Raw genomic sequence first — 21,610 nt, forward strand, 5'->3', positions numbered from 1 at the left:
TTTCAGCAATCCGCTTAAAAGATCTTAACTGCGAGCGTCTGCAATGGGTCGTAAGCAGACGCTACAACAGGTCTGCAATCGGCCAAAAGCAGACATATCCAACTTACTCGATAGTCTCAGCAGGGGCTTATCACACCGGCGCTCCTTCGGCGACTGCTCGCCACCCAAGCTTGGCTCATTCGTAGTAGATCGCAATTGCCTTTCCATTGATGTGCTGGACCGGTATGGTCATGCCGTAAATTTTGTGCAAGACGTTGGGACGGACCGTTTCCTCTGGCGTTCCTTGGTGGACGACCTTCCCGTCACGCATTGCGACGATGAAGTCGGAGTAGCAGGACGCAAAGTTGATATCGTGGAGCACGACGACGACGGTTTTTCCCAAGACATGGACGGCATGGCGAAGCTGCTTCATCATCGATTGTGCATGTTTCATATCCAGGTTGTTCAGCGGCTCATCCAGCAGCACGTAATCGGTATCCTGGCACAGGACCATGGCGACGAAAGCCCGCTGGCGCTGGCCACCGGAGAGTTCATCGATGAAGCGGTCCTGCAACTGCTCGAGCCCCATGTAGGTTACTGCCCGGTCGATATGGTCGACGTCATTTGAAGACAGGCGTCCCTCAGAATGCGGGTAGCGGCCGAACGCGACCAGATCCCGTACCGTAAGGCGCGAAACGAGCTGATTGTCCTGGCGTAGGATAGCTAGATGCCTCGATAACAGCCTGGTCGGCGTAGTAGCGACGTCCATGCCATCGACCTGCACCGAGCCGGCGCTCATGGGCATGAGCCGGCTGATCATCGTCAACAGGCTGGACTTGCCTGCGCCGTTGGGCCCGATGATGGAGACGATGCCACTTGCGGGCAGGGTCAGGGTGACATCGTCGACGACTAGCTGGTCGCCGTGTCGCTTGCTGAGTTTCTTTACCTCGATCATCGTGTGGCTCCGCGAATGAGTAGAACAAGAAGGGTCAGGCCGCCCAGAAACTCGACCACGACTCGCAGGCTCGCACCGAATGCGAAGACGTGTTCGAGAACGATCTGGCCAAATGTCAGGCAAATGAATCCCAGCAATGCGGAGGCCGGAAGCAGGAGCGCGTGCCGGTGCGTAGGCATCAGCTGGTAGCTCAGGTGTGCTACCAATAAACCAAAGAACGTCACGGGACCCACTAGCGCGGTCGAGACGGAGACGAGCGCTGCGACAAGCACGAGAATATGCGACACCAGGCGTTGGTAACCGGCGCCGAGGTTGACCGCGATGTCGCGCCCCAGCGCGAGCACGTCGCAGGCCCGTGCGAGGCGCACGACGCACGCCATCGCCAGTACGCTGGCGATGATGGCCATGCCCAGCACGCCGCGGTCGGGATGATTGAAGCTGGCGAAGAAGCGATCTTGGAGGAACGCGAATTCGCTTGGTTGGAGAATGCGTTCGATAAAGCTCGACAGGCTGCGAAACAGGAGGCCGATGACCACGCCTGCCAGCACCAGTTGGTGCAGGCTGCGTCGTCCGGCCGAGAACAAGACCCGATACAAAAGCACCGAGATGAGCATCATCACAGCAACCTGCACGACAAAGAGCCAGCGCGCATCAAGGGCGGCGCTCACGGTGCGACCCCAGGCGAAGGCAATACAAGTGTGGATCAAGAGGTATAGCGAATCGAAACCCATCAGCCCCGGCGTCAGGATGCGATTGCCGGTCGCTGTCTGGAACAAAACGGTCGACATCCCGATCGCGCCGCCGACAAGGAGCAAGGTGGCGAGCTTGCGTGCGCGCAGCTCCAGGATGAATACCGAGGATTCGCTAGCCCCGGCCGTCATGAACAGATAGGCGCACACAGCAGCGATAGCGGCCATCGCAGCCAGGCACAACTGCGGCCCAGTGAGAAGCGGGATATGTGCAGTCGGCCGGGCCCGGCCATTCAGGGAGGTTTCGTGCTTAACCATGCCGGGCTCCGCTCCGCAGCAGCAGGAACAAGAAAAGTGCGCATCCCAAGACACCGGCAACGGTTCCTGCCGGAATTTCGTACGGATACCGGATAGTCCGGCCGATCACGTCGCACGCCAGCACGAACACAGCTCCGGTAACGGCTACCCACGGCATGGTCCGGCGTGCGTTGTCGCCCAGGACTGCCGAAACCAGGTTCGGCACGATCAAGCCGAGGAAGGGCACCATGCCGACCGTGCTTACGACGATGGCGGTGATCATCGCTACCATGCCGAGGCCGAGCGCCATTACGCGGTGATAGTGCAGGCCAAGATTGCGCGAGAACGCTTCGCCCATCCCGGCCACCGTCAGGCGGGCTGCGAGCAGGTAGGCGGCCACCGTCAGGGCCAAACCGATCCACAGCAGCTCGTAACGGCCTTCGAGCACTGCGGAGAAGTCCCCGTTGCTCCAGGCGCCGAGCGATTGCAGCAGGTCGAAGCGGTATGCTAGGAAACTGTTGACGGAATCGATCACGCTGCCCAGCATGATCCCGATGAGTGGGACGATGAGAATCGATTGCAGGCGGATATGGCGCAGGATCTGCAGGAACAGCAAGGTCCCGACCAATGCGAACACTGTGGACACCAGCATCTTCCCCACCACGGGCAGACCGGGTGCGAGCAGTGTGGCGGCCAGCATTCCCAATCCGGCTGATTCGGTGGTGCCTGCCGTGGACGGCTCGGTGAAGCGGTTACGTGCGAGCGCCTGCATGATCAATCCCGCCACACCGAGGGCGGAGCCCGCAAGCACCAGGGAGAGCGTGCGCGGCAGACGGCTTTCGAGCAGGACGATGCGTGCCTGCGAAGCCAGGTCGGGATCGTCCGACACCAGGGCCCTCCAGGAAGCCCCGCTCGATCCGATGAGCAGGCTGAGCAGGCCAAGCCCGCCAAGCATCAGCAGCGCGGCGCCGAAACATGCGGGGTGGGCAAGCTGCCATCGACGGCCGCTCGGGCCGGGGAGGGTGCGCGGCCCCTGGTGGGCGCGCGCAAGGGAACTATCGAACATGGTCGTAAGCCAGGCTGATCTCGCGTACCAGCGCTTCAATGGACTGGATGCCGTTACCGACCAAATAGATATTGACCGGGTCAAGGTAGAGCACCTGCCCCTTGGTCCAGGCCGTTGTCCGGCGGACCAGGGCATTGTCCAGCACCTGTCGTGCCGCTCCCCGCTCGCCGATGGCGGCGTCACGGTCGATGACGAAGAGCCAGTCGGGATTGACTTTCATGATGAATTCCGCGCTGATTGCTTCGCCGTGGAGGCTCTTGGCGAGCGTCGTTACCGCAGGCGGCACGCCGAAGTCGGTATGGATCATCCCGAACCGGGAGCCGGGGCCATACGCACTCATCCTGCCGCCTGAAACAAGCACGATCAGACCCGTGCCACGGCTGTGGGTCTTGGCGTGCAGTGCGGCAACGTTACGCGTGAGCCGGGCCACCAACTCCTGCGCTGCAGTCTCCCGCTTGAATACCGATCCCAGCATGAGCACGTTCGAGACAATGCCTTGCAGCGGTTGCGCGTCGTTCTCGCGCATGTCGATTGTAGGCGCGATCGCCGACACGGCCTGGAATTTCGCACTTGAGCGGCCGCCGGTGATCACAAGGTCGAATCCCATGGCATGGATCTGCTCGAAATCCGGTTCGAACAGGGTCCCCAGCCTTGGGTACTCGGTGCCTGCGTACTTCGCCAGGTGCCCCGGAAAGGCGTCGCCTGCAACGCCGGCAGGCTTTATACCGAGCGCGTCCGCGATGTCGAGCGCGGACGGGTCGAGCACCGCCACCTTGACGGGCTCGTGCGGAATCAGGGTGACCCCTTGTGCATGGGCGATACGCCGCCCATTCAGGTCAGGTTTGTCGCTGTGCGCTGCTGGGCCGGTCGGCGCCGCATGCATTGCCAGCCAGGCTGATCCAACGGCGCCAGTTACCATGGCTGCGAACAGGACGCCCAGTGCAATCTGGAGGCCCCGCTTCATGGTGCGTCGCCACCGGCTTCAGCGGGGGTGCGCTGCCATGCAAACGCCAGGTGCTCTCCCGCGGGCACGAAGCGGAGCAGGTGTTCCTCGACGACGGTTTCGAGTTCGGCGGAGGCCTCATTGTCGGAAATAAGGGTGATGCCGAGGGTGGTCGCCGTCGCGGCAAGGCGGCATTGGGCGTCTCCAAAATCAATAAAACCCTGTTGCTCGTCGAAATCGACATGGAAACGGTGACCCCAATGCTTGCACAGGCGGGTGATATAGCGGCTTGCCGTCGGCGTCGCTATCATGGTGTGTGATTGCAGCATATATATCCTCATGTAGAAAAACTAACTCGTGGTTGTCGCAGGGCTCGGGAACGGAGACCGGGTTATTGGAATGTGGTGGACAATGCTGCGAAGTAGCGGCGTCCCGGCGTGTAGAAATTATTTCCCTCGTCCACACTGCCATTCGGATTGCGGTCGAACACGTTCTTCACGCCGCCCGACAGACGCATCCGCTTGCTCAATTTGTAGTTGAACCCCGCGTCGAACAGCGCGAAGCCATGCGCGATCCGTTGTTCCCCAAATCGCTCGTCATTATTGGCGTTGCGCCAGTCGAGATTGACTTGCTTGCCGGTGAACTCGGCGAGCAGGTAGGCGTCGAGGTTGTCGGAGACCTGCCAGTCCAGGGTCGAGTTGGCCGACCAGCGGGGAACCACGCTCAAGGGCTCGCCTGTCGCCGTGTTCTCGGCTTTGAGCATGTGGGTGAGATTGGTACGCAAGGTGAGGCTCTTGAGCAAGGGCCATGTAACGCCCATTTCGATCCCGCGCGTTTGCGCATTGGCCACGTTTACATATTCCTGCCAGTACATCGGGTTGCCCGGCAGGTAGCCCAGCGCGCGTTCCTGGATCTTGTCTTGGAAGCGGGTGCTGAAGTAGCCGATGTTCGCTTGCCGGCCATCGCTTTCCCAGCTGGCGCCGAATTCCCAGTTGCGCGAGGTTTCAGGCGCCAGTGCTGCACTACCGCGGGTGTAGCATCCACCGCCCTGGTAACCGGACAGGCAGCCGGCGCCAGCTGACTGGCTTACGAAATTCGGGTTCGACTGCCGGAGAGTGGGTGCGCGGAAGGCCTCGGACAATCCTCCCCGCAGCGTCCATGCCTTGGTCGGGTGATACACCATGTAGGCGCGGGCACTCGAGTTGCCGCCGTACCTGTCGTGCTGGTCGCGGCGCAGCCCCAGTGTCAGGCTCAGTTGTTCGAGCAGGAAGATCTGGTCTTCCGCAAATAGTGCGGAAGAGCGCGTTTCCTTGTAAGAAAGCCCGGCGATTCCGTCGGCATTCGGCAAGGATCCGACCGAGTTGGGATTGTCCAGTTGCGAGCGCTGCCATTGCGTGCCGACCGTGAGCATATGCTTGAAGCCATATTGAAGCGGCGCCGACAGGCTGGCGTCGAAAACCAGGTCACCTGCAATCGCCGCGGTGTCGAAACGCTGGTACAAGGGATTACCACGTCGGTCGGTAGCGGGAAGGCCGGCGGTGTCGAGCTCCGGTACCAGGCGGCCATCACGTACCACGGGCGCATCGGTAGCGTTCTGGTAACGCGTCCGACTGAGCGCGACTTTCGAGGACACGTCGCCATGCTGCCCTGCATAGCTGACCGTCGTTGCTTCGCGCCGCATGTTGGCCGGACCGCGCGTGTAGTCCAGGAAGCCCCCAGGATTGCTCCTGTCAGCCGCCGGCCCAGGCAGGGTGCGCCAGGTACCCGCCTGGACGTCGAGCGTCAGCCTGTGTCCGCGAACAGGAAGCCATGTCATTTGTCCACCATACGATTGCAGCTTGCTCCCCTCCCGGCCTCCACCCCAGCGAAACGCGTCGACCCCATGCGGAAGGCGCGTATCGGCCTGCCGGTAACGCTGCTCGCCTTGCGCCCGGATGCGCACGGTTTCGGAGGCCGGCCCGTTCACCGAAAAACCGAGCTTGTAATCATTCCCACGGTACCCGTCTTCGTTGAGCTCGGCTGCAGCCGTCACGCTGCCAGCCCATTTCCGGCTGTTCTGCTTGGTAATGATATTGATGACGCCGCCCATCGCATCGGACCCGTAGACCGATGACATCGGGCCCCGAACGATTTCGATGCGTTCGATCGACTCAACAGGAATCCAGTTCAGCTCGTTGCGGCTGTAACGGTCGAAGGTATCGCTCGCGCTACCCATGCGCTGGCCGTCCACGAGCAGGAGTGTGTACTGCTGGGGCATGCCACGGATCTGCAGACTCGTGCCGCCATCCGGCGTAGTGGCCTGGGACAGGCCGACGGAACGACGCAGGACGTCGTTCAGGTCGGTTGTCGGCATGCGCGCGAGCTCGGCAGCGGTGATCACGGACACGCTTGCCGGTGCATCGTTGACCGACACTTCGGTGGCATTGGCTGCGGCAGTTACCAGCACGACAGGTATCGCCGGCGCTGCGGCCGCATCCGGCTGCGCTTGCGCGTAGCTGGCGAGCATTGCGGTAAGGAGCACGGAAAGGCGGATTTGTGGTGCACGGCAACAGGTCTTGTATGTCATGGTTGGCGTATAGGGGTTACGGAGACCATGCGGGTAGCACGGGCCCGTCCGACCGATCGGACGGATAAGTAAGCGCACTTTAGCATCAACAGACGCGCTTTGTAAATGAGAATCGTTCTTGTTGGGGCGTCTTGCGACGCATGCGCCCTACCGATCACCCGGTCGAGCAGCAAGCACGTCGACGATGAGAAGCTTCACAGGCGGGAGTGTGGCCAGGACGGCCGGACTTCGACAGGGATCAGGTAGGTTCGACTGCGGCCTCGAACACCATCCAGATCGCGTGCAGCCTGCGACGGTATTTCTCGGGACCGCCATACAGGAACTCGGTTTGGAGGCTGTCGATCATGCTCATGTACATCTTGGCGAGCACGTCCGCAGTGAGCCGATGCCTGTTCGGTACCAACGAAGAATTCTCGACCGCACGCCTGATGATGTCTTCCAGGTCATCCATAAAAACGTGCATCGGTTCGAGGACAACATCCAGTAAGTGATTGGGGGGAGCCGTCAACGCGCGTATCCAGAATTGCACACGATAGGAAGCATCGAAACGTTCCTGTATTCCTGCCAGATAGCCGTGCAACTGTTGCTTGATCTGATCTCCGCCTTGCAGCATCGATGCCGCATAGTCGAGTTCCGCGGTAATCAACAGCGGGATAAGTGACAGGTATAGCTCATCCTTATTACGGAAATGCGTATAGACCGAAGGTTTTTTGATACCAACGTCAGAGGCGATTTCGCTTAACGAAGCCGCGTCGAAACCTTGTATCGCAAAGCGGGTAAGCGCGGCTTCCTGCAGACGTAATAATGTTGTATTGGCCACGGTTGAGTAAAGGAAAGGAACTTGACCAGCATCTTAACACCTGAGCCACGTGCAGATCGTTGGACAGAAATGGAACAACGAAGCTCTTGTTCCGACCGACCGGTCGGACGGACTGTGATATGATCTGCTTCCTTATAGACATATTCAGCTCACAAGGCCGGACAGGTATAGCAATGCTTAAAACAATTCATCCTCTTTCTTCGGCATGGCAGGCAGGTGACGCATGACAATACGCAAACCTGTTACCGGGCCGCTGCATTTCGGTCTGATACTTCCTTTAGCACTGGTGACGGCACTGGACGCGATGGCGATCGACATGTACCTGCCAGGCATGCCCGCTATTGCTGCCGGGTTTTCCGTCTCGCCCGGCCGTGTCCAACAAACTCTCGCCGTGTTCTTGGCCGGATTAGCTATCGGACAAGCGATCTATGGTCCACTTCTTGACCGTTTCGGAAGGCGCAAACCACTTTTGATCGGCATTGGCATTTTCGTCCTGGGTTCGGTCGTGGGAGCCCTGGCGCCTTCAGTTGAGTGGTTACTCGCGGCGCGCTTTATCCAGGCACTTGGAGCAGCTGCCGGGCTAGTAGCGCCAAGGGCAATCATCGCCGACACTTGTGACCTTGCCGCGTCCGCACGTGTATTCTCACTTCTAATGCAGGTCATGATGGTCGCGCCTGTCCTGGCGCCCGTGCTTGGCGGATATCTTCTCGGTTTCGGTAGCTGGAGGCTGATCTTCTGGATGCTCGCTGGTCTTGGACTGGCTGGCCTAGTCTGGGCCTACATGGTTATTCCAGACACGCTGGCCGTACGTGAGCGTACTCCCCTGAGTCTACGTGCAGTCGCGAAGGCTTATAAAAAACAGATGCAAGAGCGGGTCTATGTCGCATATGTGTTAGCCGGCGGCTTTGTGCTAGGTTCGCTGTTCCTATACATCAGCGGCTCCGCGTTCGTCCTTACCGGTCACTTCGGCATGAGTCCTGCACAATTCAGCTATGTGTTTGCGGCAAACTCGGTCGCGCTTATTTTTGGAGGTATAGTAAGCGATCAACTGTGCCGCAGCGGGGCAAGTCCGTACCGCGTCATGCTGGGTAGCCTCGCAATTCACATTACGGCCGCTGTTGTCTTGTCTGTTTTCGCGCTGGGAGTGTCAACTGACCCATTCATCTACCTGGCACTACTGGCTTTGGCAGTCGGCGCACTCGGGGGGATATTCGGCAACCTGACGGCGTTGACCATGAATACGGTCAGGCAGCAGGCCGGCATCGCATCTGCCTTGCTGGGAACCTTGCAGTACCTGATCTCGGCAATTGTTGGCTATGGTGCCAGCCTTGGATCACAAGGACCCGCACAGCTACCGTTCGCGCTTGCTCTTTGCGGTGTGATGGCTGCCCTTATATGCCTGCTTGCCAAGAGAATTGAACTGCGATTCGCGCTGCGCGAACAAGCGATTCCGCATTCGCCTCGGAACACAGGTGCTTCTCGTTGAATTCTTGAACAAGTGACACAGTGTCCGATTTCCGGAATCGGCCAAGCCGATGCAGGCTTCGTTTTGCGTCGTAATCGGCTTGGTTGAGTGGATACAAGTTGTCCAGGAAGCACACATAAGTTGGCAGACGCCTGCCCATCCTCTACAACGTCCGCTCCGCGTTGGATCCGGCCCCTCGTGACAGTCTGCGTTTTTTTGGCCGTGGTGCCCTGCTATGCTGAGCTCAGCGGCCGCCTTCGGCCAAGAGCAGGCTCATACTTCCTCACCTAACTTCGTACTGAACAGAGTTATGTTATCTATCGAACAATTCTTTACGTTCCTTGCCGCTGCGCTTCTCATCACCGCTACGCCCGGACCCGACAATCTAATGGTTCTTGGAATGGGTATATCGAAAGGGCAGCGGCGCGGAATCGTGTTCGGTCTAGGCTGTGCTTTTGGTTGCCTCAGTCATACGATTTTAGCAGTGGTTGGCGTTAGTGCATTGATTGCGGCCTCGCCCGCAGCATTTACGCTGCTGAAGATTGCAGGAGGCTTATATCTGATTTGGCTCGGTTACAACGCTCTGCGCAGTTCGGGTTCGGTGAAGATCGAAGCTGTACAGTCCGTAGATGAGTCATTAACCAAGCTATTCTTCAAAGGTTGTTTGGCAAATGCGATCAATCCTAAGGTCGTCCTCTTTTTCTTATCCTTTTTGCCCCAGTTCGTCATTCCCGCGAACGGCCCTGTTGGCCTGCAGCTTGCTAGCCTAGGACTAACTTTTACACTCCAGGCAGCTGTACTGTTCGGACTACTCGGCTACTTTTCCGGCGCAATTGGCCAATGGCTGAGTAAGCGCCCAAAAGCTGGTGTTATCCTCGATCGTATCGCTGGCACAGTGTTCGTGGGCTTGGGCTTGAAGCTCATCGTTTCCCGCTGAGCTTTAGGTCCGCTTCGGGTCGATAGCGGACATACACAGCCGTGCTTCGGCAGCTAAGATGGCGGCCGTGTTCTCAGACGGACTGATGCCATGGCCCAAGCACTTCTCCCCGAAGACCTTTGGTCGCTTGTAGCAGCGCATCTCCCGACCCACAGCAGGTCGCCGAAAGGCGGACGGCCACGTCTCAACGATCGCGCGACCCTGACTGGCATCCTGTGTGCTTAAGACCGGGATACCATGGGAATATTTGCCGCGTGAACTCGGCTGCGGCAGTGGCATGACTTGTTGGCGCCGGCTCCACGAATGGATGAAAGCTGGCGTTTGGCAGCGCGTCCACGAGGCAGTCCTGCGACGGCTGCGCGAGCACGAGCAAATCACGTGGGATCGAGCTTGCGTCGACGCTGCCAGCGTACCCGCCCCTGCGGGTGGCGAGCATACGGGCAGAAATCCCACTGATCGTGGCAAGCTCGGCTGCAAACACCACCTGCTCGTAGATCAACGCGGGTTGCCGCTGGTAGCCAAGATATCGGGCGCCCAAGTACACGACTCGCGTTTACTTGTTCCACTCGTCGAAGCCATCCCAGCGGCGAAAGGGCTTTGCGGCCGTGCGCGTAAACGTCCAGGTAAGCTGCACGCCGATCGGGCATACGCTTCGCGAGCACATCGGGCCTGGCTGCGCCGACGAGGTATCGCAGCACGTATCGCGCGAAATGGTGTGGAGTCGCGAGAAAGGCTCGGCCGATGGCGTTGGGTCGTGAGCGCACCCACCGCTTTCGCAGGTTGCGCATCCGGCAGGAGCGGCGAGCAGACATCCATCAGGCGTTCCTTTCGCTCGCTTGCTCGCTCATCTGTTGGCGGTATGTCGAACGGTCTTGTTAGGCGCTCTAAGCCTACTCATGAAAAACAAAAAGCGCGCCGTGCTCACGCAGGCGCGCTTCTTTCATTCCAGCGTCCAGCTTATTTGGTCGCCAGCACCCATTTCACCAGGCTGCGGGCTTCGGCCTCGCTCACCTGCGGATTGGCCGGCATCGGCACCGGACCCCAGGCGCCTGCGCCGCCCTTGAGCACTTTCTGCACCAGCTTGTCCTCGGCGCCCTTCTGGCCCGCGTATTTTTCGGCGACATCCTTGTAGGACGGACCGACCAGCTTGTTGGAGACTGCGTGGCAAGCCATGCAGTTCTTGGCTTTCGCCAGGTCGGCTTGTGCGAACGCGCCGCTGGACGCGAAGGCCGACATCACCACACACAACAACAACGAGCGTTTCATTTGTTTCTCCTGGTTTATAACAACTGCATTCTACCGTGGATTTTGTGCGCCATCATGCAGCGATACACTCTGTAACGACAGTAACAGCGGATGTTGATGAATTCCGACAATGAAGAAAGTTTTTCCACACAGAAATAATTTTTCTTTGTAATATGCATGTGGAAGGAGTCTCTCATGCCGCTCATCCTCTTGATCGCCGCCCTCTGCGGGCTGCGCATTTTCGAAGTCTGGCGTTTCGCCGACCTGTCGTGGTGGTATGTCGTCGCCCTCATGGTGTTTGCCTTTGTCTGGTTCGAGTTCATCGAAAAGGCACTCGGGCTCGACAGGAAGAAGGAACACAATGTCCTCGACAGCCACCGCCAGGCGCGGGTGAAACAGGCTTTCGGCAAGCGCACGAAGACCTGACAATCCCTTCCCTTCCCTTCCCAGATACGCCCCGCGTAGGTCGATATGTTTGTGTGATATGTTTTGCATATCACCGAGTCCAATCCATACACCGCGCGTATCAATGAACCTCGAACTCCGCCAGCTCCGCCATTTCGTCACGGTTGCCGAAGAACTGCACTTCGGCCGTGCCGCCGAGCGCCTGCACATGACGCAGCCACCGCTCTCGCAGAGCATCGCCGGACTGGAAGAGCTGCTCGGCGCCCCACTGTTCCTGCGCAACCGCCGCCAGGTGACGCTTACCGCCGCCGGCGCCGCCCTGCTGCCAGAGGCGCGCCGCATCCTGATTGATGCCGGCGCCCTGCCCGACCTGGTGCGCCGGGTGGCCGAAGGCAGGGCGGGACGCCTGATACTGGCCTTCGTCTCGACCGCCGACTACAGCGTGCTGCCCGCGATCCTGCAGCGCTACCGCGCCGCCTTCCCGGATGTGCAGCTGGTGCTGCGCGAAGCGACTTCCGACGTGCAGGCCGAGGAATTGCTGGACGGCCGGATCGACGCCGGTTTCGTGATCCCGCCCCTGCCGGGGCCGGCGGGCACGACGCTCGACTACATCAAAGTGCTCGAAGAACCGCTGATCCTGTGCGCGCCCGCAGGGCTCGATGCGCTGCGCAAGAAAGGGCCGGTACGCCTGCGCGACCTGCCGCCGCTGCCGCTCGTGATCTTCCCGCGCGCCGCGGCCCCGGCCCTGCATGACGCCATCCTTTCCTGCTTCCGCGCGGCCGGCGTCACCCCCGTCATCGGACAGGAAGCGCTGCAGATGCAGACCATCGTCAGCCTGGTCTCCGGCGGCATGGGATTGGCACTTGTGCCACAATCCGTGTCGAACCTGATGCGCGCAGGCGTAGAATACCGTGCCCTCGCCGACCCCACGCCGCTGACCGAGCTGGGGGCGGCCTGGCGCCGCGACAACGCCTCGCCGGTGCTCAGGGGCTTCCTGGATTTAATCGAGAAAGAGTAGAACGATGCTAGTACACCCGCAGCCGGATCCCATCGCCTTTGCCATCGGACCGGTGCAGATCCACTGGTATGGCCTGATGTACGTGGTGGCCTTCGCCCTGTTCCTGCTCCTGGGCCGCGTGCGCATCCGCCAGCCGCACATCGCCGCGCAGGGCTGGAAGGCCGAGGACCTGGACGACATGCTGTTCTACGGCATGCTCGGTGTGGTGCTGGGCGGACGCCTGGGCGAAGTGCTGTTCTACCAGCCGCTCTACTTCCTCCAGCATCCGCTCGAGATCTTCATGGTCTGGCGCGGCGGCATGTCCTTCCACGGCGGCTTCCTGGGCGTCCTGATCGCCATGGCGCTGTGGGCGCGCAAGTCCAGGCGCAACCTGCTCGACGTCTACGACTTCATCGCGCCGATGGTGCCGCTCGGGTATGCCGCGGGCCGCCTGGGCAACTTCATCAACGCCGAGCTGCCGGGCCGCCTGGCCGACCCGAGCCTGCCCTGGGCCATGCTGTGGCCGGGCGTCGAAGGCCCGCGCCATCCCTCGCCGCTGTACCAGATGCTGCTCGACGGGATCGTCGTCTTCCTGATCCTGTGGCCCTACGCGCGCAAGCAGCGCCCGCGCCTGGCCGTTGGCGCCATGTTCACCCTGCTGTATGGCTGCGCGCGCTTCACTACCGAGTACTTCCGCGTGCCGGACTGGGAAACCACCGTGCTCGGGATGCCGATCACCTCGGGCCAGGTGCTGTCGCTGCCGATGATCGTCGGCGCACTGATCATGCTGGCCTGGGCTTACCGCCAGCCGGACGGCCGCCCGGCGCACGCCTGATCATCGAGCGTCCAACGCCCGCTGCAGGTCTTCCAGCGTAGCTGGTTTGGTCAGGTGCAGGTCGAAGCCTGCACCGAGCGCCTGGGCCACGTCCGCGCGCTGGCCGTAACCTGTCAGCGCCACCAGCCGCAAGCCCGGCTCCCGCGCGCGCAGGATCGCTGCCAGAGCGTAACCATCCATGTCGGGCAGGCCGATGTCCAGGATCGCGACATCCGGCGGCTGCCTTCTTACCTCGTCCACCGCCTTCATCGCCGTGCCCGCGATGCGCACCCTGTGCCCGAGATGGGCGAGCACCGCGGCCGTCGCGCCTGCGGCATCCAGGTTGTCGTCCACCACCAGCACGTCCAGGGCCTGCGCCGGCGACGCATCGGCGGCCTTGCCTTCCTGCGTTGCCGCCACCCCGAGCGGCAGCACCACCTCGAAGCAGCTACCCTTGCCCGGTCCCTCGCTATGGGCCGATACCGTCCCGCCGTGCAGCTCGACGATGCGACGCACGATCGCCAGGCCAAGCCCGAGCCCGCCGGTATGGCGCGCCAGCGGCTGCGGCGCCTGGAAAAAGGGATCGAAAACGCGTTCCAGCATCTCCCGGTCCATGCCGACGCCGTCATCGCTCACGGCCAGGCGCGCAGCGCCACCCTCGACGCCGAGCCGGACGCGCGTCGTCTCCTTGCCGAATCGCGCCGCGTTCGACAGCAGGTTGTTCAGCACCTGCGTCAGGCGGCTTTCGTCGCCCATGACCCATGCGGCCTCGGGTACCGTCGCCTCCACCGGCCTGCCGGGAAAGGACGCCACGACGTGGCGCACGACTTCGGCCAGGTTGACAGGACGCAGCTCGATCTGCAGTTTGCCGCTGGCGATGCGCGAGACGTCGAGCAGGTCGTCGACCAGGCGCCGGAGGTGGTTGACCTGGCGGCGCATGATGGTCCGCTCGCGCTGGCTCGATGCCTCGTTGCGCATGTCCATCAAATCGAGCGAGGCGACGATGGGACTGAGCGGATTGCGCAACTCATGACCGAGCATGGCCAGGAATTCATCCTTCACCCGGCTGGCATCCCGGCTGTCCTCGAGCGCGCGCTCGAGCGATGCCAGTAGTTGCGAGCGTTCCGCTTCGTGCGCATCGCGCTGCACGGCGGCTGCCTGGAGGGACTGCTGCATCTGGACGATCTCGGTCACACGGGAAGGAGCCACCGTTACCGCCTGTCCCGCTCCGAGGGCCGCGGTACCTCGTTGAAGGTGGCGGAACGAGCGCACGATGCGTCCGGCGAGCAGGCTGGCGACCAGCGCGCACACCAGCAGCGAAGCCGCCAGGCCGGATGCGTAGAACGCGATCCCGTGCAGCGAGGCTGGCGCCAGCGCCGCGCGCGGAACGCCGATCGCCACCGACCAGCCATAGCGCGACCGGATGACGGCGCTCGAGACCGGGTCGCCTTCGAGTGTGACGGTTTCGCCGACGGCCTCCGGCCGGGCGCGCTGCCACAATTCCGCGAGCGAAGGACTGGGCGGCGCGCCGACGGCCTGCTGCTGGCGTTTCGAACGGGCGACGACCCTGCCGGCACTGTCCATGATGGCGATCACGGAACTCGACGGTAGTTTCTGGCGTTCGATCACACGCAGCATGCGGCCAGGCTCGATCACGGCGCTCAGGACATAGTCGCGGCCAGCACCATCCTCGACCGGAATCCGCACCGGGAAGGCGAAGCGCCCACCCTGCCCCCGGATGACGCGGCCTGCAACCGGCGTGCGTCTTTCCGTCGCCAGTCGCAGGCTGTCCGGATCGACGATACGCACTCCCTGCGTGCCAAAAGGATCTGCGGTACGAAACAGCACCGCACCGCTGGCGTCGGTCAGGACGGCTGCCAGCCACTCGGGCTGGGCGGCCACCTGGGTGCGTGCGACTTCATAAAAGGCACGCAGCTCGCCGGACGTCATGGCAGGCATGCGCGCCATGCTGTTGAGCGCGGCCACCGAGCCATCCAGCTCGGCATCGACGGCACTGGACAGCGCGCGGGCGAGGTCGAGCAGGTAGCCCTCCTGCTCGCGCTGCTGGGATTCGCTGACCAGGTGCAGGCCCCATACGCCCAGCAGCGCCAGCGGCAGCAGGCCGAGGGCGGTCAGCAGCACGAGCAGGCGCCGAAGCGAAACGGTGGAGCTTGCAGCGGCCATAACTTGCCTTAAGTCAAAAAGACATTATAGGCATAGTTATGTGACGGCTTCCCGCAAGCTTCGGAAAACCGCGGGACAATTATTCGTCGAAGTCTTCGGCCAGGTTCTTCCAGCCGCGGCTCTTGGCGAAGGCCGCGAATTCCTCGGGCGCCTCGAGCACGATCACCTGGCTCTCCTGCAGACCGGGGTCGCTGTGGCCGAAGTCCGGGCCACGATAGCCGAGCGCGCGCAAGCGGTCGACGAGCTGGCGCACCAGCACCGTGTCCTTGTACGCGCCGGGGTCCAGCCGGGCCTTGAAATCGACATACACGTCGATGATCCCGTAGCCCTCGTCGAAAATGCGGATCGCCTTGACGTCGAGGGTACGGCCGTTGCCGTCCTTGGCCTGGAAGGGGCCGGACAGCTCGATGTCGGAATTGGTCGTCATGGCGCCAGCATACCACCGCCCCGGCCGGGTGGCGTTCAGGACGTGCGCGCCGCCAGGTGATGGGCGACCAGGGCATTCGCATGGCCATGGCCGAGACCGTGTTCGGCCTTGAGCCAGCCCACCAGTTCCATATGCTTCATGCCCGGCTTTCCCTCCAGCAGGCCCAGCCAGTGCGCCACAGGCTGCCCGTATCTTTTCTCGATCGAGGGGAAGTAGGAAGCCGGACCTTGCGGCCTTGTCTTTTCGGTCATAATGCTCTCCGTGCATTGTTGAAGGGTGCCTGCCTTGTCACGACGAACGGCAGGGGCGGGTTTCGACATGCGCCGCACGATATCAATGGGGAGACGATAAGGACATGGAGCGGCCAGGACGCGCGCGGCGCAATCGACGGTGGCTGGCGCTGGCCGCGCTGGCCCTGCTGGCGCTGGCCGCGTTCTTCACCATGTGGCGCCCCGCCCTGCCCGCGCAGGCAGCGCCCGCCCGCTTCGACACCGCGATGGTGGCGCGCGGCGCCAAGCTGTCCAGGCTCGGGATGTGCGCGGCCTGCCACACCGTCGACCCGAGCAAACCCTTCGCCGGCGGCCTGGCCTTGAAGACACCCTTCGGCACCGTCCACAGCACCAACATCACGCCGCACGCAGGCACCGGCATCGGCGGCTGGAGCCTGGAAGCTTTCGACCGCTCGATGCGCCAGGGCGTCTCGCGCGACGGCCGCCTGCTCTACCCGGCCTTTCCCTACAACCACTACACGAAGCTGGCACCGAGCGACATGCGCGCCCTGTACGCCTACTTCATGACGCGTCCGGCCCTCGCCGCCCCGGCGCGCGAGAACCGGATGCGCTTTCCCTTCGGCTTCCGTCCCCTGGTCGCCTTCTGGAACCTGCTTTACCTTGACGAATCCCCCTGGCAGCCGGACGCGCGCCAATCGGCCGAATGGAACCGCGGCGCCTACGTCGCCAACGTGCTGGCCCACTGCAGCGCGTGCCACACGCCGCGCACCCTGCTCGGCGGCCCGGACCTGGAGCGCCGGTTCGACGGCGGCGATGCCGGGGGCTGGTACGCACCCGCGCTCAATGCGCGTTCTCCGTCGCCGCTGCCGTGGACGCGCGAGCACCTGCTGGCCTACCTGCGCACCGGCATCGCCCCCGAGCACGCCGTGGCCGGGGGGCCGATGCAGAACGTGGTCGTCAACCTCGGCCAGGCCGATCCCGCCGACGTCGCCGCCCTCGCCACCTACATCCACGGTTACCTGGCACAAGCCCCGGCCCGCGCGACGCCCGCGCGGCAGGCCGGCCCGCTGCCCCAGCCTGCCGACAATGATCCCGAATTGGCGCGCATGCGCCTCGGCTACGAGACCTATACGATGGCCTGCGCCAGCTGCCACGATGCCGGGCGCGGCCCCAGTTCCGGTGCTGCGCTGCAGCTGCAGAAGGCAGTGGCCCTGTACGACCCGGACCCGCGCAGCCTGGTCCGCATCATCCGCAAAGGCATCGTGCCGCCCGAGGGCGAACCGGGGCGCTGGATGCCGGGTTTTGCCGCGCTGCTGGGCGACGAGCAGGTAACGGCGCTGGCGGCCTACCTGCGCCGCTACGGCGCAGGGGCCGAGCCCTGGCCGGAGCTGGACGATACGGTGAAAGAAACGAGGTAAGAATGGCTAGCTTCACGCTGCAGGTCAACGGCAAGCCGCACGAGGTCGACGTCGACGCCGACACGCCGCTGCTCTACGTGCTGCGCAACGACCTGAAACTCAATGGCGCCAAGTTCGGCTGCGGCCTCGGGCAGTGCGGCTCCTGCACCGTCATGCTCGACAAGGAGCCCGTTATGTCCTGCCTGCTGCCGGTATCGATGGTCGGCAAGCGCGCCGTGCGCACCGTGGAATCCGGCGGCACGCGCTGGGTGCCGAGCGTGGTGCTGCAGCAGGCCTTCATCGAGGAGCAGGCGGCGCAGTGCGGCTACTGCATCGCCGGCATGATCATGCGCGCCACCGCCCTGTTCGAGCAGGTGGCCTCGCCCACCGATGCCCAGATCAAGGCCTGGATGCAGCCGCATTTGTGCCGCTGCGGCACCCACCTGCGCATCCTGCGCGCGGTGCGCCGCGCCGCCGACGTGCTCAAGGCCCAGCCGATCCGGAACTACTGATGACGGCGAACGATCCCACTACGCGCCCGGGCCGGCGCCGCTTCCTGGCCGGCGGCGGCGCCCTGACGCTGTCCTTCGCGCTGCCGCTGCGCGCGGCGCCGGACGCACTGCCGGACGCACTGCCGGGCAGCCTGGAGCGCGAACCCTGGCTCGACGCCTGGATCCGCGTGGGCGCCGACAACCGCGTCACGGTCTTCACCGGCAAGGTCGAGCTGGGCCAGGGCATCAAGACCGCGCTGCTGCAGGTGGCCGCCCACGAACTGCAGATCGATCCCGGGCGCCTGGTGCTGGAAACCGCCGACACCGCGCGCTCGCCCGACGAGGGCTACACGGCAGGCAGCCACTCGATGCAGGACAGCGCCACCGCCATTCGCCACGCGGCCGCACAGGTGCGCGCCCTGCTGCACGAGCGAGCCGCCGCGCGTCTCAAGGTGCCGGCCGCCACGCTGGTGCAGGACAACAGCGTGTTCCGCACCCCCGACGGCCGGCGCGTGAGCTTCAGCGAACTGGTGGCCGGCAGCGATCAGCACGTGCGCGCCGCCAACGCCCTGCCGCCGCGCAGTCCCGAGGCGCGGCGCCACATCGGCGTGACGCTGCCGCGGGTCGACATCCCGGGCAAGCTGAAGGGATATGTGGCCTACGTGCAGGACCTGCGCCTGCCCGGCATGATGCATGGCCGCGTGGTGCGCCCGCCCTCCCCGCATGCGCGCCTGCTGGGCCTCGACAAGGCCGCGGTGGCGCGCCTTCCCGGCGTGCTGGAAATCGTGCACGACGGCCGCTTCCTGGCCGTGATCGCCGACGAGGAATACCGCGCGGTGAAGGCCGCCAGGGCGCTGGCGCGCGCCGCGCGCTGGGAAGTCCCGGCCAGCCTGCCCGCCGGACGCGACCTGGCCGCAACGGTGCGCAGCCTGCCCTCGACACCGCAGCAGGTCCTGGCCCAGGGCAAGCCCGGCGCGTCCGGCAGGCGCGTACGCGCCAGCTACACCCGCCCCTTCCAGCTGCATGCCTCGATCGGCCCCTCATGCGCGATCGCACTGCTGGAGGAAGGCCGTTACACGGTATGGACGCACTCGCAGGGCGTGTTCCCGCTGCGCGGCGCGCTGGCCGAGCTGCTGGGGGCGCCCGTCGAGGCAGTACGCTGCATCCACGCCGAGGGTTCCGGCTGCTACGGCCACAACGGGGCCGACGACGTCGCCGCCGACGCGGTGCTGATGGCGCGCGCCTTTCCCGGCCTGCCGATCCGGGTGCAGTGGATGCGCGAGGACGAACACGCCTGGGAACCCTTCGGCCCGGCCATGGTGGCGGACGTCGCGGCCACGCTCGATGCGGCGGGCGCCATCGTCGACTGGCAGTACGAAGTCTGGAGCCAGCCGCACAACACCCGGCCCGGCAAGGCCGGCAACCTGCTGGCGGCCACCCTGCTGGCAAAGCCCTTCGCGCCGCCCACGCCGACGCCGATCCCGCAACCCCAGGGCAGCGGCGACCGCAATGCCATCCCTTATTACGTGCTGCCGAACGCGCGCGTGACCCACCGCTTCCAGCCGGCCGGGCCCTTCCGCACCTCGGCGCTGCGCTCGCTGGGCGCCTATTGCAACGTGTTCGCGATCGAAAGTTTCATGGACGAGCTGGCACATGCGGCCGGCCTGGACCCGGTGGCCTTCCGCCTGCGTCACCTGGCCGATCCGCGCGCCATCGAGGTGGTCAAGCTGGCCGCGGCGAAGTTCGGCTGGAACGGCTACAGGAAGACCGCCCGGCGCGGGCGCGGCTTTGCGTTTGCGCGCTACAAGAACCTGGCCGCCTTCTGCGCCATCGCGCTGGAAGTCGAGGTGGCGCTGGACACCGGCTTCGTGCGCATCGTGCGCGCGGACGCCGCCGTCGATTGCGGCGAAGTGGTGAGTCCCGACGGAGTGCGCAACCAGATCGAGGGCGGCATCATCCAATCAAGCAGCTGGACCCTGCTGGAGCAGGTCCGCTTCGATGCCGGCCAGGTCCTCAGCCAGGACTGGGCCGGCTATCCGATCCTGCGCTTCAACGGCGTGCCGGACCGCGTCAGCGTGCACCTGGTCGACCGTCCGGGCCAGCCTTTCCTCGGCACCGGCGAGGCGGCCCAGGGGCCGGCCGCGGCGGCCTTGGCCAATGCGGTGGCGGATGCCTGCGGCAAAAGGGTGCGCGATTTGCCGCTCAATCGTGAGCGCATGCGCCGGCTGGCTACGTAGACATGGATTTTCGTAGGGTGGGCGGCTTTGCCGCCCACGCGGCGATCGTTTTCGGGCAAGAAGTCGTGCGCGGTGATCTTGCAGCTGCTTGAACGCGCGGGCGGGAGACCGTGATCTGGTCCACTGGACCGTGATCTAGTCCACCGGACTAGATCACCCCCTACGGGTTGACCGCCTTCCAGAACATGTAGGCCGCAAGCAGGTACAGGATCACCGCGAACACCTTCTGCAACTGGCGCACCGGCATCTTGTGCGCGGTGCGCGCCCCGACCGGCGCCATCGTCACGCTGGCCAGCACGATGATGGCCAGCGCCGGCAGGTAGATGAAGCCGAGCGAGTAGGCCGGCAGTCCCGGCTCGCCCCAGCCGAACCAGATGTTCGACAGCGTTCCCGACAGCGCGATCGGAAAGCCCAGCGCCGCACTGGTGGCCACCGCATTGTGGATGCGCACCCCGCACCAGGTCATGAAGGGCACCGACACGAAGCCGCCGCCCGCGCCGACGATGCCCGACAGGGTGCCGATCAGGCCACCGGCCGCGAACATGCCCGGCGTGCCCGGCAGCTCGCGCGCCGCGGCGGGCTTTTTCCCGATCAGCATCTGGGTCGCCGAGAAGGCGACGAACAGGCCGAAGAAGGCTGCCAGCACGGTGGAATCCATCTGCTTGCCGATCCAGGGCCCGATCCAGGAACCGATCAGGATGCCGGGCGCCAGCAGCTTCACCACCGGCCACAGGACCGCGCCATGCTTGTGGTGGGCGCGCACCGAGGAGAGCGACGTGAACAGGATGGTCGCGAGCGAGGTGGCGATCGCCATGTGGATGGTCAGTTCCGGCGCAAAACCGCGCGCGGTGAAGATCATCGTGATGAAGGGGACCAGCACCATGCCGCCGCCGATGCCGAGCAATCCGGCCGCGAAGCCGCCGAAGGTGCCCATCGCCAGCAGGGCCAGGATCATCATCGGGTCCATCAGCGCTTCTCCCCGCGAATCAGGGCGACGATGGCGTTCCATTGCCCCGGCGTCACCGGCGACACCGACAGCCGGCTGCCCTTCTGCAGCAGCACCATGTCTTCCAGCGCCGCAATGGTGCGCAGCTCGCCCAGGGGCAGGTAGCGTCCCGCTTCGAGGGCACGCACGTCGACCGAGATCCAGCGCGGGTTTTCCTGCGTGGCTTTCGGGTCGTGGTAGGGAGAGGAAGCGTCGAACTGGGTCGCATCCGGATACGGACCGCTTGCCACTTCGGCGATGCCGGCCACGCCGGGCACCGCGCAGCTGGAGTGGTAGAACAGGATGCCGTCGCCGACCGACATCGCGTCGCGCATGAAGTTGCGCGCCTGGTAGTTGCGCACGCCGAACCAGGACACGGTTCCCTGCGGCGCGGCCAGCACATCGTCGAAGCTGACTTCGTCCGGCTCCGATTTCATTAACCAGTATCGCATCCGATCTCCATCGACGTAGGGCGGTCGGC

The 21,610-nt window shown here is 63.8% G+C and carries 21 protein-coding genes and 1 pseudogene; 9 read left to right on the plus strand and 13 right to left on the minus strand.

The features are described from left to right. Positions 1-175: 175 nt before the first annotated feature. The 7 genes from MA09_RS01660 to MA09_RS01690 all read right to left on the minus strand — a co-directional run bounded on the left by MA09_RS01660 (position 176) and on the right by MA09_RS01690 (position 7,315). Positions 176-934, minus strand: a complete 759-nt coding sequence (locus MA09_RS01660; protein ID WP_036244693.1) for an ABC transporter ATP-binding protein — start codon at positions 932-934, stop codon at positions 176-178. Then, complete coding sequence (locus MA09_RS01665) at positions 931-1,941, minus strand: iron chelate uptake ABC transporter family permease subunit (RefSeq protein WP_081897365.1); 1,011 nt, start codon at positions 1,939-1,941, stop codon at positions 931-933. The genes MA09_RS01660 and MA09_RS01665 overlap by 4 nt, the downstream gene beginning before the upstream one ends. Then, the gene (locus MA09_RS01670) at positions 1,934-2,875 is read right to left on the minus strand and encodes an ABC transporter permease (protein WP_036244898.1); all 942 of its coding nucleotides are present in this window, start codon (positions 2,873-2,875) and stop codon (positions 1,934-1,936) included. Before MA09_RS01670 ends, MA09_RS01665 begins: the two co-directional genes overlap by 8 nt. 100 nt (positions 2,876-2,975) lie before the next feature. Then, positions 2,976-3,950: a siderophore ABC transporter substrate-binding protein gene (locus MA09_RS01675; protein WP_036244696.1), complete on the minus strand. Its 975-nt coding sequence runs from the start codon at positions 3,948-3,950 to the stop codon at positions 2,976-2,978. Continuing rightward, complete coding sequence (locus MA09_RS01680) at positions 3,947-4,258, minus strand: DUF2218 domain-containing protein (protein WP_036244698.1); 312 nt, start codon at positions 4,256-4,258, stop codon at positions 3,947-3,949. Before MA09_RS01680 ends, MA09_RS01675 begins: the two co-directional genes overlap by 4 nt. A 62-nt stretch (positions 4,259-4,320) precedes the next feature. Next, complete coding sequence (locus tag MA09_RS01685; protein WP_081897367.1) at positions 4,321-6,495, minus strand: TonB-dependent receptor domain-containing protein; 2,175 nt, start codon at positions 6,493-6,495, stop codon at positions 4,321-4,323. A gap of 238 nt (positions 6,496-6,733) precedes the next feature. After that, positions 6,734-7,315: a TetR/AcrR family transcriptional regulator gene (locus tag MA09_RS01690; RefSeq protein ID WP_036244701.1), complete on the minus strand. Its 582-nt coding sequence runs from the start codon at positions 7,313-7,315 to the stop codon at positions 6,734-6,736. A gap of 223 nt (positions 7,316-7,538) precedes the next feature. Here MA09_RS01690 and MA09_RS01695 point away from each other — a divergent pair, with 223 nt between their 5' ends. The 3 genes and pseudogenes from MA09_RS01695 to MA09_RS23955 all read left to right on the plus strand — a co-directional run bounded on the left by MA09_RS01695 (position 7,539) and on the right by MA09_RS23955 (position 10,596). Next, on the plus strand, positions 7,539-8,801 hold the full coding sequence (locus MA09_RS01695) for a multidrug effflux MFS transporter (RefSeq protein ID WP_051933076.1): 1,263 nt from the start codon (positions 7,539-7,541) through the stop codon (positions 8,799-8,801). Between the two features lie 289 nt (positions 8,802-9,090). Continuing rightward, positions 9,091-9,717 carry a LysE family translocator gene (locus MA09_RS01700; RefSeq protein WP_036244702.1) on the plus strand — a complete coding sequence of 209 codons (627 nt, stop codon included), beginning with the start codon at positions 9,091-9,093 and terminating at the stop codon, positions 9,715-9,717. 90 nt (positions 9,718-9,807) lie between these two features. Continuing rightward, positions 9,808-10,596: pseudogene (locus tag MA09_RS23955) on the plus strand (IS5 family transposase). Between the two features lie 78 nt (positions 10,597-10,674). Here MA09_RS23955 and MA09_RS01710 read toward each other — a convergent pair. Beyond that, positions 10,675-10,983 carry a c-type cytochrome gene (locus tag MA09_RS01710; protein ID WP_036244706.1) on the minus strand — a complete coding sequence of 103 codons (309 nt, stop codon included), beginning with the start codon at positions 10,981-10,983 and terminating at the stop codon, positions 10,675-10,677. Positions 10,984-11,157: 174 nt separating this feature from the next. Here MA09_RS01710 and MA09_RS01715 point away from each other — a divergent pair, with 174 nt between their 5' ends. The 3 genes from MA09_RS01715 (at position 11,158) to lgt (ending at position 13,199) form a co-directional block, all read left to right on the plus strand. Continuing rightward, positions 11,158-11,388: a TIGR04438 family Trp-rich protein gene (locus MA09_RS01715; RefSeq protein WP_036244708.1), complete on the plus strand. Its 231-nt coding sequence runs from the start codon at positions 11,158-11,160 to the stop codon at positions 11,386-11,388. A gap of 103 nt (positions 11,389-11,491) precedes the next feature. After that, a complete protein-coding gene (locus MA09_RS01720; RefSeq protein ID WP_036244709.1) occupies positions 11,492-12,385 on the plus strand; it encodes a LysR family transcriptional regulator in 894 nt (297 codons plus the stop codon). Positions 12,386-12,389: 4 nt separating this feature from the next. Next, the gene (lgt, locus tag MA09_RS01725) at positions 12,390-13,199 is read left to right on the plus strand and encodes a prolipoprotein diacylglyceryl transferase (protein ID WP_036244710.1); all 810 of its coding nucleotides are present in this window, start codon (positions 12,390-12,392) and stop codon (positions 13,197-13,199) included. On the opposite strand, the gene MA09_RS01730 is transcribed toward lgt, so the two are convergent. From MA09_RS01730 to MA09_RS01740, 3 genes are all read right to left on the minus strand, one after another. Next, positions 13,200-15,362, minus strand: coding sequence for an ATP-binding protein (locus tag MA09_RS01730; RefSeq protein WP_036244711.1), 2,163 nt, complete (start codon positions 15,360-15,362; stop codon positions 13,200-13,202). A 79-nt stretch (positions 15,363-15,441) separates the two neighbouring features. Then, the gene (locus tag MA09_RS01735) at positions 15,442-15,789 is read right to left on the minus strand and encodes a hypothetical protein (RefSeq protein ID WP_036244712.1); all 348 of its coding nucleotides are present in this window, start codon (positions 15,787-15,789) and stop codon (positions 15,442-15,444) included. Between the two features lie 35 nt (positions 15,790-15,824). Next, positions 15,825-16,040, minus strand: a complete 216-nt coding sequence (locus MA09_RS01740) for a DUF4287 domain-containing protein (protein WP_036244714.1) — start codon at positions 16,038-16,040, stop codon at positions 15,825-15,827. Between the two features lie 104 nt (positions 16,041-16,144). Between MA09_RS01740 and MA09_RS01745 the strand changes: the two genes are divergently transcribed. From MA09_RS01745 to MA09_RS01755, 3 genes are read left to right on the plus strand one after another with little or no spacing between them, the layout of a single operon-like run. Beyond that, on the plus strand, positions 16,145-17,437 hold the full coding sequence (locus MA09_RS01745; protein WP_036244716.1) for a c-type cytochrome: 1,293 nt from the start codon (positions 16,145-16,147) through the stop codon (positions 17,435-17,437). Positions 17,438-17,439: 2 nt separating this feature from the next. Then, entirely contained in the window at positions 17,440-17,928 is a 489-nt protein-coding gene (locus tag MA09_RS01750; protein ID WP_036244718.1) for a (2Fe-2S)-binding protein, read from the plus strand. Then, complete coding sequence (locus MA09_RS01755) at positions 17,928-20,144, plus strand: molybdopterin cofactor-binding domain-containing protein (RefSeq protein ID WP_036244719.1); 2,217 nt, start codon at positions 17,928-17,930, stop codon at positions 20,142-20,144. The genes MA09_RS01750 and MA09_RS01755 overlap by 1 nt, the downstream gene beginning before the upstream one ends. A gap of 160 nt (positions 20,145-20,304) precedes the next feature. On the opposite strand, the gene MA09_RS01760 is transcribed toward MA09_RS01755, so the two are convergent. Both MA09_RS01760 and MA09_RS01765 read right to left on the minus strand, forming a co-directional pair. Beyond that, positions 20,305-21,111 carry a sulfite exporter TauE/SafE family protein gene (locus MA09_RS01760; RefSeq protein ID WP_036244721.1) on the minus strand — a complete coding sequence of 269 codons (807 nt, stop codon included), beginning with the start codon at positions 21,109-21,111 and terminating at the stop codon, positions 20,305-20,307. After that, positions 21,111-21,581 (minus strand): EVE domain-containing protein, encoded by a 471-nt coding sequence (locus MA09_RS01765; RefSeq protein WP_036244724.1) that lies wholly within the window; start codon positions 21,579-21,581, stop codon positions 21,111-21,113. The genes MA09_RS01760 and MA09_RS01765 overlap by 1 nt, the downstream gene beginning before the upstream one ends. Between the last annotated feature and the right edge of the window lie 29 nt (positions 21,582-21,610).

Source organism: Massilia sp. BSC265, assembly GCF_000740675.1.
GTDB lineage: Bacteria > Pseudomonadota > Gammaproteobacteria > Burkholderiales > Burkholderiaceae_D > Telluria.